The organism is Pseudomonas sp. GM80 (assembly GCF_000282515.1).
GTDB lineage: Bacteria > Pseudomonadota > Gammaproteobacteria > Pseudomonadales > Pseudomonadaceae > Aquipseudomonas.
In genome coordinates this window covers 1-10,330 of record NZ_AKJD01000219.1, presented here as the reverse complement: position 1 = coordinate 10,330, position 10,330 = coordinate 1, and the positions used below count along the sequence as shown (strand labels likewise).

Sequence of the window (10,330 nt, the reverse complement as noted above, 5' to 3'; positions counted from 1 at the left end):
GCAGGCTCACTCCTACAGTTTTGCGGTGAACCGGTGTTCAGTGTTGACCGCGAATCCCTGTGGGAGCTGGCTCGCCAGCGATGGCGGCGGCACATTCAAAGTTGATGTTGAATGATCTACCGCAATCGCTGGCAAGCCAGCTCCCACAGGTTTGCGTGTCGGGGATGGGATCAGCGTTGTTTGAGGCGGTCGATGACGACGGCCAGCAGCAGGATCGAACCGCGGATAACGTATTGGTAGAAGGTATCGATGTTCTTCAGATTCATCGCATTCTCGATGATCGCCAGAATCAACACCCCGGCGATCACATGCCGAATCATGCCGATCCCGCCGCTCAGCGACACCCCGCCCAACACGCAAGCCGAAATCACCGTCAGCTCAAAACCCTGGCCAATCATTGGCTGCCCGGAAGTCATCCGCGACGCCAGAATCACCCCCGCCAGCGCACCAATCACACCGTGCACCGCAAAGATAATGATCTTGGTGCGATCAACGTTCACGCCCGCCAGCAGCGCCGCTTCCTGGTTGCCACCGATGGCCATGGTGTTGCGCCCGTAGGTGGTGTAATTCAGCAGCCAGCCGAAAAACAGAAAGCAAATGATGGTGATGAGAATCGGCACCGGCACGCCAAACAGCTGGCCGTTACCGAAAACGAAGAACGATTCCTGCGACACGCCCACCGCTTTGCCGTTGGCAAAAATGTACGCCAGACCGCGAACAATCTGCATGGTCGCCAACGTCGTGATCAACGCATTGACGCGCAACTTGGCGATCACAATCCCGTTGATCAGCCCGACAATCAGGCCCATCACCAACGCCGCACTGACACCGAGAAACACGCTGTTGGTGTCACGCATCACCACCGCCGCAACCACGCCAGCGCAGGCAATCACCGAGCCCACCGACAAGTCGAAATGCCCCGACGCCAGGCAATACAACATCGTGCACGCCGCGATCCCGGTGGTGGAAATTGCCAGGCCCAGACCACGCATGTTCAACGGCGAAAGGAAGTTGTCGATCAGCAGCGTACAGGCAACAAAAATGCCCACCGCCGCCAGCAGCATGACCCAGTCATCAAGGAAGCGGCGCATGTCCAGCGGTTTGCGCTCTTTGGGCAGGGTTTCGTTTTGGGTTGTCATCATAGTCACCTCTCAGTTCGCCACGCCGTCAGCGCGGTGGCGCGGCAAAGCCAGTTGCAGCAGGTTGGATTCATTGGCCTGGTCGCGGCTGATTTCGCCGCGCAGGGCGCCTTCGCAGAGCACCAGAATGCGGTCGGAAATGCCCATCACTTCCATCAGGTCGCTGGACACCACGATCACCGAAATACCCTCGGCGGCGAGGTTATGGATGATCTGGTAGATCTCCGCTTTGGCGCCGATGTCGATGCCGCGCGTTGGTTCGTCGAGCAGCAAGACCTTCATCGGCATCGACAGCCAGCGACCAAGAATGGCCTTCTGCTGATTGCCGCCGGAAAGAAACTTGATCTGCTGGCCGGCATGCGGGGTTTTCACTTTCAGCGCTTTGATCTGTTTGTCGGCGTTGCCCTTTTCCCACAAACCGCGAATCAGGCAGCCGAGCCCCGAATGTGCGCCACGGGCACTGATGTTGATGTTCTCGGCAACGCTGGCCAGCGGGATGATGCCTTCCTTCTTGCGATCCTCCGGGCACAGCAGAATCCCGGCGGCAATCGCGTCGCGCGGTGAGCGCAATTTCAGTTCATGGCCACGCAATTCGAGGCGTCCAGCGGTGTTGCGTTCCAGTCCGCTGAGCAGGCGAAACAGCTCGGTGCGCCCTGCCCCGACCAATCCAAACAAGCCAAGAATTTCACCCTTGTGCGCTTCGAAACTGATCGGCTCACGCAGACCCGGGCCGAGCAAGCCATCGACCTTCAGCGCGACGGCGCCGCGTGGACGATGGCGATAATCGTAGATGTCCTGAATGTCGCGACCGACCATGCAGGTCACCAGTTGATCGTGGGTCAACTGGCTCATGTCCTCGAAGGTGCGCACGTAGCGACCGTCCTTGAACACCGTCACCGCGTCGCAGATACGGAACACTTCTTCCATGCGATGGGAGACGTAGAGCACCACTTTGCCCTCGTCACGCAGACGACCAATGATCGCCATCAAGCGGTCGATCTCACGGGCCGAGAGGCTGCTAGTCGGTTCGTCGAAGGCGATCACATGCGCGCCGCGCGACAGCGCTTTGGCGATTTCGACCAGTTGCCGCTGGCCGAGGGACAGCCGTCCGACCTTGGTCTGCGGATCGATTTCGTCAGCCAGACCTTTCAAGCAATTCAAGGCTTGCTGACGCAAGGCGCCGCGATTGATCAAACCGAAACTCGCTGGCAGATGGCCGAGAAACAGGTTTTCGGCGACGGTCATTTCCGGCACCAGATGCAGCTCCTGGTGAATCACCGCGACGCCGCTGCCGATGCTGTCGGCGGTCGACCTGAACGCCATGGTCTGCTCGCCGATCTGCAACTCGCCGCTGCTCGGGATGTAAGCGCCACCAAGGATTTTCAGCAGGGTCGATTTGCCGGCGCCGTTCTCGCCCATCAAGGCGTGAACCTGCCCCGGATGCGCGACGAAGCTGATGGCGTCCAGCGCCTTCACACCGGGAAAGGTTTTGCCGATCCCGTTGAAGCGCAGGCTGCCGCTGGAGCTGTGTTGTTGTGTCTGTACTTGCGCGTGCATAAAGCCACCTCTTCACACCGAAAAACGGCCCGGCTGCCCGGGCCGTCGCTGCATCAGTTCCACAAGCCGATTTTTTCCAGCTCTTGCTTGAAGTTTTCGCGGGTGATCAGGGTGACGTCGTCCATCGCGGTGTACTTCGGCGGTTCTTTGCCGGTGGTCACCCACTCGTACATCATCTCGGCGGTTTTGTAGCCTTCGATGTGCGGGCTTGGCAGCATCGAGCCGAAGAAGCCGCTGTTAGGCTTTTTCAATTCGCCAATGGCGTCGGTGCCGTTGATGCCGATGCCGATCACGTTGGTCGCGGCAAAACCTGCGGCTTCAGTGGCGCGCACGCCGCCGAGCACGGTGTTGTCGTTCATGCCGCCGATGATCAGGTTTTTCGCCGCGCTCGGCAGTTTCACCAGCGCCGAGTTGGTGGCGTCCATGCTGCCCGGTACGTCGAGGGTTTTCAGCGCGGCAAAGAGGATGTGATCCTTCGGCATGCCGGCGTCTTCAAGGGATTTCACCGAGCCGTCAGTGCGTTTCTTGCCGGTGTCGAGTTCGTTGTAGGTGTTGACCACCGCGTAGGTGTCTTTCCAGTCCCAGTTGCGTTTTTTCGCTTCGGCGACCATCGCGTTGCCTTGCTTCTGGCCGACCTCGAACGCGGCCATGCCGAGGTACGGTACGTCTTCCATGAACTTGCCGTTGGCGTCGACGAAACGGTCATCGACGGCAATCACTTTCAGGTCATTGAGTTTGGCTTTGGCCATGATCGCCGGCCCGAGCGACACGTCCGGCGGGCAGATCACGAAACCCTTGGCACCGTTGGCGGCGAGACTGTCGATGGCCGAGAGGGTTTTCTCGCCATCTGGCACAGCAATCTTGATCAGTTCGAAGCCCTTGTCCTTGGCGGCTTTCTCGGCGAAAGCCCACTCGGTCTGGAACCACGGCTCTTCAGCCTGCTTGACCAGAAAACCGATTTTCACGGTGTCGGCAGCGAGCAGCGAACTGCTCAGGCTGAACGCAGTGACCGCCAGGGCGGTAGTGCACAGGGTACGAATCCCGAAACGACGTTTCATAAGCTGACTCCTTGTTATTTTTTTTGAGCAATGTTTTGAAAAGCGTTAAAGCGTGTTCCTGCAAAGCCTGTTGAAAATAGTCATATCGTATGATGATTGGATTTCACCCGGATCTATCCGCGTGAAAGCTGCAGCGCTCAGTCGTGGTACATCACCGAGCGGCCACCATCGATGGTGATGCATGACGCGTTGATGAACGGTGCTTCATCACTGGCCAGAAACACCGCAGTCATCGCCACTTCCAGCGGCTGACCGATGCGTTTCGGCGGGTGCAGATCGAAGGCGCGCTGACGTTCGGCGTGCGGGTCGGCGAAACCGTTCCAGTAATCGACGTTCAGTTGCGTTTCAATGTAGCCCGGCGCAATCGCGTTGACGCGAATGCCTTTCGCCGCGTATTCGATGCCGAGCGCGCGGGTCAGGCCGAGCAAACCGTGTTTGGCCACCGGGTACGGGAAGCAGCCGGGAATGATGTGGCTGGAATGGGTCGAAGCGATATTGATGATGCTGCCGACACCCTGCTCGATCATCTGCGGCAGCACCGCTTTGCAGCCGAACCAGGCGCCATCGAGGTCGATCGCAAAGCAGCGATGCCAGTCTTCGTCAGTCATTTCCAGCGGATCACGGAACACGTTGACCCCGGCGCAGTTGACCAGCACGTCGATACGACCGTGCAGCTCAACGGCGCGTTTGGCCATGGCGTGCAAATCGTGCTGACGCGAGACATCCGCCTTCAGCGCCTGCACGTCAAAGCCCTGCTCGCGCCAGTGCGCGGCGACCTTTTCGACTTTTTCAGCCTGGATATCGCTGATCACCAATTTCGCTTGCTGCGAGGCGAAGGCAGCGACGATCGCCTCACCGATGCCCTGAGCGGCACCGGTCAGCAGCACGACCTTGTTTTTCAGACGCTCGCCCTTCGGCGGTGCGGGCACCGGCGGCAGGGAAAGAGGTTCAGCCATGGATCAGAACTCCTGTTTCGCAGGCACAAAAAAACCGGGCATCTGATGATGTCCGGTCTGGAAGGCGTTTTGAACGAAACAGGCAGGCGTCGCCGACGGCATCGAGCCGTTGCGAGACGCGGACTCCATATGGGAGTGCGATAGACATTCGCTGCATCACTTCACCTGTTTTGTTCTTTTTAAGTGTGAGTGCGTGTTACTGCTGCAGCCGACTATAAACCCGACTGCCAAATAATCTCAATATATAATTTTGCATCCCATATTTTGGGATTATCCAGCAAAGCGAGTGCAGAGTTTTCCGGGCACATCGACGCGCATCGACAGCACCACGCCATCCAGCGGATGGTTGTGCGGACTCTTGGCACTGGTGATGTACAGGGTTTTCAAATCTTCACCGCCAAACACGCAACTGGTTGGCCGACTCACCGGCAGATCGATCCGCCGGTCGATATAGCCGTCCGGCGTCAGGCGCAACAGGCAACTGCCGTCCCAACGGGCATTCCACACGTAGCCTTCGGCGTCCATCGCCGAGCCGTCCGGCCCGCCCTGCTGATCGGGGCCGTACCAGATGTAAGCGGTGTCGAGGTTGCCGTCGGTGTGAATGAAATAGCGGTACAGCGTGCTGTCGAGGCTGTCGCCGAACAGCAGCGTGGTGCCGTCGTTGCTCCACAGCAGCGTGTTGGGAATGCCCAGACCGCGCAGCAACGGCGTGACGCGTTTATCCGGATCGACGCGAAACAGCCCACCGGAACGGCGGATGATCGGCAGATCCTCGCCCTGCTCGCCGATGTTGTTTTGCATGGTGCCGAGCCACAACCGGCCCTGAGCATCGCACCGTGCTTCGTTGGGACGATTGCCCGGTTGCGGGTCGGCGACGCAGAACAGCGTCAGGCGCGGTTCGAGGCCGGGCGAATCGAGATCGAGGCGATAGACGCCGCTGCTCAGGGTCACCAGGGCGTCGCCGCTGTTGCACGGGATGAATGCGGAAATGTGCTCGGGCATCTGCCAGATCTGCACGTTCTGGCCGATCAGGCGCAAAGCCTGTTTGCCGGCAATGTCGACCCAGTACAGCGCCTGGGTCGGCGCGTCCCAGAACGGGCCTTCACCGAGTTGGGCGCGGTGTTGGGTCAGGGCGGTCCACGGCATATAACGGTCTCCATTGTTCTTGTTTTTTACTGTAGGAGTGAGCCTGCTCGCGATCGCGGTGGATCAGTCGAAGCTGCTTTGCCTGATACGACGCAATCGCGAGCAGGCTCACTCCTACAGGGGAATTAGTTGTTAGCCGGCTTTTTTGTCGGCCATGACTTTTGGGTAAAAGCGTTTTATCGCCAGGTCGGCGTTATCGATCAGGGTCATGCACGCCCACACGCCGCGCGCGGAATCGCGGGCGGCGATGGCATCGGCCATGTCTTTGTGGATCGGCAGTGTGCGGCGCAGTTCATCCGGGTCGGCGGCAGAGACTTCGAACGACACCGCCAGCAACGCGCCGAGGGCCGGGACCATTTGTTCAATGAACTGGTTATGGCTGGCCGCGAGAATACATTCGTGGAAAGCCTGATCGGCGCGGTTGTAGTCGATGCCGCTGTCCACCGCTCGTTCAAGGGCATTGAACGCCAGTTGCACGGCTTCGATCTGCTCCTGCGTTGCCCGCTCGCACGCCCAGCGCACCGCCATCGGTTCGATGGTGCGGCGCAAGTCGAGCAGGTCATCGACAAAGTTTTCCGGCAAACCGTTGCGCGACAACCAGCCGACGACTTGTGGATCGAACAGGTTCCAGCGCCGCACGGGCAATACGCGGGTGCCGACTTTCGGCCCGACTTCGAGCATGCCTTTGGCGACGAGGGTTTTGATCGCTTCGCGGATGACGGTGCGGCTGACCCCGAGTTGCTCGCCCAGATCGGCTTCGACCTTGATGGTCTGCCCCGGTTTGACCTGGCCAGCGGCGATCCAGCTGCCTAGCCAGTCAACGGTCGACGCATGAAAGCTGCTGGACATGAACACCTCAAAGCGGGACGCGATGGGTGATCAAGCTAATGATCATATGATTGGGTGTCAACGACAAAAAAAGATCGCATCCTTCGGCAGCTCCTACAGGTGTACGCCATGTAGGAGCTGCCGAAGGCTGCGATCTTTTAAGGTTCGAGGCCGATGCGAAAGAACTCGCCGCCGCTCCATACGCCCAACCAACGTTGGCCATCGATCTCACGACTGACCGCCAGTTCCACCAGTTGGTAGAACACATTGCGGTGGATCAACGCTTCGAGGTTGGTGCGTACATGCACGTAAGGCGCAGGCTCTTGCGTTGCCGGATCAATCTCGACGCGAATCGGATGCTCAGGCCCGGCCTCAGCCGTTTCATCCACGTTGGTGGTAAAACGCAACAACTGCGCCTCCCCCTCGCCTTCAACCTCGACAGCAATCGCCACAAACGGCGCATCGTCGACCTTGATCCCGACCTTCTCGACCGGGGTGATCAGGAAATAGTCATCGCCATCGCGGCGCATGATCGTCGAGAACAGCTTGACCATCGGCTTGCGCCCGATCGGCGTGCCCAGGTAATACCAGGTGCCGTCGCGGGCGATGCGCATGTCGATGTCGCCGCAAAAGTCCGGGTTCCACAAGTGCACCGGCGGCAGGCCTTTGGTTTTCGGGATCTGTCCCAACAGGTCATTGGCTTTTTGCGGGCCACTCATGGCGTTCTCCTTTGAATTATTGGTCGCCGACTCCCAGCAGGCTGCGCGCGTATTGCGCCAGCGGCGGGCCGATCAGGTCTTCGGGTTTGCTGTCATGGAACGTCAGTAAACCGCCACGACTCTTGATGCGTGCAGTATCAATCAAATACTGGGTGCTGGTCTCGATCAACATGATCTGAATCACGCCGCCGTCGATGCCCAGGCGATCCGCAGCTTCCTGATCGAGCCACTCATCGGAGTTGCCGATGCGGTCGTCAGCCTTGGCGAAACGGGTGTAGAGCAGATAGTGCGCGCCGGCGTCACGGGCTTCACCCATTGCCTGATCCAGGCCTTCTGGCGCGCGGGCACGACGCACCATCGGGAAATATTCGACGAAGCCCTTGAAGGCTTCCTCGGCGACCACGTTCGGCCGCGGGTAAGAACCGCCCGGCGGCGCAAACGAACCTTGCGCGATGTAGATGAACGAGTCCGGCTGAATGCGGAAGTTGTTCACGCGGCGGCTGTCACTGTGATCCAGCAGCCCCGCATCGCTCATCTGATAGCGAGTGCCCTCGGCCATATCGCTGACAGTCATACAGCCGCCAAGCGCCAAAACGGCCAGCAGCAAAACCAGGCTACGCATCCTATTCCTCCAGAGGCCGGTGACGGAAAACCGGCGAATGGCCGTTGGATGCAGCTTTTGCGCCAGCTCGGGATCTTGGTTGATTTATAGAACGCATTCGCGGGCAAGCCTTGCTCCTACAGGATCGCATAACTCTGTAGAAGCAAGGCTTGCCCGCGAATGGGGAGTATCAGCCGCCAATGATCTTCATGACGGTGGCGCCGCCGGAAAACGCCACTTCCTGCTTGTCCCCCAGCGCCTTGACCAGCAGACGCTGCAGCGCTGGCAGTGCCTGATGACGCGGCTTATCAAGCAGATCGCCGACGTAATGGCGGTTGCTCGACGACAGGCAGCCGTGCAGCCACCCGGTCGACGAGAGGCGCAAGCGCGAGCACGTCCGACAGAACGGCACGCTTTCATTGGCGATCACGCCGAAGTTGCCCAGGCCGGGAATCGCATAGCGCACGGCGGTGGCGTCGATCGGCGCGTCAGTCTGTGCGTACTCGTAGCGCTCGCCGATCAGGCTAAGCAATTGTTCAAGGCTGACGAACTGTTGCAGGAAAGCATTGGAGTCTTTGGCCAGGTGGCCCATGCGCATCAGCTCGATGAAGCGCAGCTCGAAGCCGCGCTCAAGGCAGTAATCGAGCAACGGCATCACCTGATCGAGGTTCTGCCCGCGCAACGGCACCATGTTGACCTTGATCTTCATCCCCGCCGCAGCGGCTTGATCCATGCCATCGAGCACAGTGGCCAGGTCGCCGCCACGGGCGATGCTGCGGAACGCACCCGCGTCGAGGGTATCGAGGGACACATTGATGCGGCGCAGACCGGCATCGACCAGCAGCGGAAGTTTCTTCGCGAGGAGTTGACCGTTGGTGGTCAGGCTGATGTCGTCCAGGCCCATCTTGCCGACGGCGGTCATGAACGATTCGAGTTTCGGGCTGACCAGCGGCTCGCCGCCAGTGATGCGCAAGCGCTCGATGCCGGCGGCCTCGATCAGATACTCAACGCCGCGTGCCATGGCCTCAGCCGACAGTTCATCCTGCGCAGCCACCAGCCGCTTGCCGTTGGGCACGCAGTAGGTACACGCGTAATTGCAGGCTGAAGTCAGGCTGATGCGCAAATTGCGAAAACGCCTGCCTTGACGGTCAACGATCATGATCACTCCGGCGATAGAATTTCGAGCCGCTAAAACTTGACTCACAAATCAAGTTTTAGCAAGCCCTATGCCTGAGTATATTCCTGCGGTACTGCGTCATGTAGCGAAATCATGGCGCAATAAGGCAGCTGAATGGCTCAGCTGCTCGGCGTTTCCGGATCGCGCTTGCGTTTGTTGCCCATGCGCACGCCGATGTCCATCAGGAACTGGAAGAAACCTTCCTGATCTTCCAGCACATTGCTCCAGAACGGCGAGTGATACAGCGCCACAGCGCCATGCACCAGCGCCCAGGATGCGCAGTAGTGGAAATACGGCGGCACGTCTTCGAGCTTGCCTTCGCTGATGCGGCCCTTGATGAGCAGGGTCAGACGTTCGAAGTTCGAGGCACGGATCTTGTGCAGCTCCTCGACCATCTCCGGCACTTGATTGCCCTTGACCACCTTCTCTTCGAGACGGTCGAACAGGCGATAGCGCTGTGGGTCACGCATGCGGAATTCGAAGTAGGCGCGGGACAGCGCTTCCTTGTCCTTGTCGACATCAGCCGAATGCAGCAGCTCGTTCAAATCGCGCTCGTAATCGAGCATCAGGCGCAGATAGATCTCAGCCTTGGATTTGAAATGCTTATAGATCGTGCCTTTGCCGATACCCACGGCATCAGCAATCATCTCGACGGTGACACTGTCTTCACCTTGGTCGAGGAACAGCTTGAGCGCGGTATCGAGAATTTCTTGCTCGCGGCGACGAAACTCACGGACCTTACGAGGTTCTTTGTGCATAAGAAAAGGTCTGAAGGGTCAAAATTCGAAGCCGCGTATTATGCCTAACTTGCGCAAAAATGCACGGATCATCCGACCATATCTGTGTTTCTTGTTCATTTTGAGAACGTTTTGGGCGCAATGAGAACTCAACTGAAGCAAACGTATTCCAAATTTGTTTAAAAACCCCGACCGGCTCACTGGACTGCACGCCAGACTGATCAATACTTCAACTGTCGGGCGACATCTCCCCCAAGTGTCGCGCCGATAAAGGTACCAACGGACCGCGTGCCTTTGTTTTACTCCTAATGGTCTTAACCCGGATTCACCCCCCAGAACCCGGGTTTTTTTTGCCCGCGTTTTGGCATTTATCCCAGCCATCTGGACATCACACCTGTAGGAGCTGCCGCAG

Annotated in this window: 10 protein-coding genes; all 10 read right to left on the bottom strand. The window is 58.9% G+C overall.

Annotation, left to right across the window (positions count from 1 at the left end; genetic code table 11):
- Nucleotides 1-170: 170 nt before the first annotated feature.
- Complete coding sequence (gene araH, locus PMI37_RS27085; protein ID WP_045123308.1) at nucleotides 171-1,139, bottom strand: L-arabinose ABC transporter permease AraH; 969 nt, start codon at nucleotides 1,137-1,139, stop codon at nucleotides 171-173.
- A gap of 12 nt (nucleotides 1,140-1,151) precedes the next feature.
- Nucleotides 1,152-2,696 carry an L-arabinose ABC transporter ATP-binding protein AraG gene (gene araG / locus PMI37_RS27080; protein WP_008087259.1) on the bottom strand — a complete coding sequence of 515 codons (1,545 nt, stop codon included), beginning with the start codon at nucleotides 2,694-2,696 and terminating at the stop codon, nucleotides 1,152-1,154.
- 53 nt (nucleotides 2,697-2,749) lie between these two features.
- Nucleotides 2,750-3,754: a substrate-binding domain-containing protein gene (locus PMI37_RS27075; RefSeq protein ID WP_008087257.1), complete on the bottom strand. Its 1,005-nt coding sequence runs from the start codon at nucleotides 3,752-3,754 to the stop codon at nucleotides 2,750-2,752.
- Between the two features lie 137 nt (nucleotides 3,755-3,891).
- Complete coding sequence (locus PMI37_RS27070) at nucleotides 3,892-4,710, bottom strand: SDR family oxidoreductase (protein ID WP_008087255.1); 819 nt, start codon at nucleotides 4,708-4,710, stop codon at nucleotides 3,892-3,894.
- Nucleotides 4,711-4,980: 270 nt separating this feature from the next.
- Nucleotides 4,981-5,856 carry an SMP-30/gluconolactonase/LRE family protein gene (locus tag PMI37_RS27065; RefSeq protein ID WP_008087253.1) on the bottom strand — a complete coding sequence of 292 codons (876 nt, stop codon included), beginning with the start codon at nucleotides 5,854-5,856 and terminating at the stop codon, nucleotides 4,981-4,983.
- A 132-nt stretch (nucleotides 5,857-5,988) separates the two neighbouring features.
- The gene (locus PMI37_RS27060; RefSeq protein ID WP_008087251.1) at nucleotides 5,989-6,705 is read right to left on the bottom strand and encodes a FadR/GntR family transcriptional regulator; all 717 of its coding nucleotides are present in this window, start codon (nucleotides 6,703-6,705) and stop codon (nucleotides 5,989-5,991) included.
- 137 nt (nucleotides 6,706-6,842) lie between these two features.
- Nucleotides 6,843-7,403 (bottom strand): DUF1285 domain-containing protein, encoded by a 561-nt coding sequence (locus tag PMI37_RS27055; RefSeq protein WP_008087248.1) that lies wholly within the window; start codon nucleotides 7,401-7,403, stop codon nucleotides 6,843-6,845.
- A gap of 16 nt (nucleotides 7,404-7,419) precedes the next feature.
- Nucleotides 7,420-8,025, bottom strand: a complete 606-nt coding sequence (locus tag PMI37_RS27050) for a DUF4823 domain-containing protein (RefSeq protein ID WP_008087246.1) — start codon at nucleotides 8,023-8,025, stop codon at nucleotides 7,420-7,422.
- A gap of 169 nt (nucleotides 8,026-8,194) precedes the next feature.
- A complete protein-coding gene (locus PMI37_RS27045) occupies nucleotides 8,195-9,163 on the bottom strand; it encodes a GTP 3',8-cyclase MoaA (protein ID WP_008087245.1) in 969 nt (322 codons plus the stop codon).
- A 137-nt stretch (nucleotides 9,164-9,300) separates the two neighbouring features.
- Nucleotides 9,301-9,939, bottom strand: coding sequence for a TetR/AcrR family transcriptional regulator (locus tag PMI37_RS27040; RefSeq protein ID WP_007908276.1), 639 nt, complete (start codon nucleotides 9,937-9,939; stop codon nucleotides 9,301-9,303).
- Between the last annotated feature and the right edge of the window lie 391 nt (nucleotides 9,940-10,330).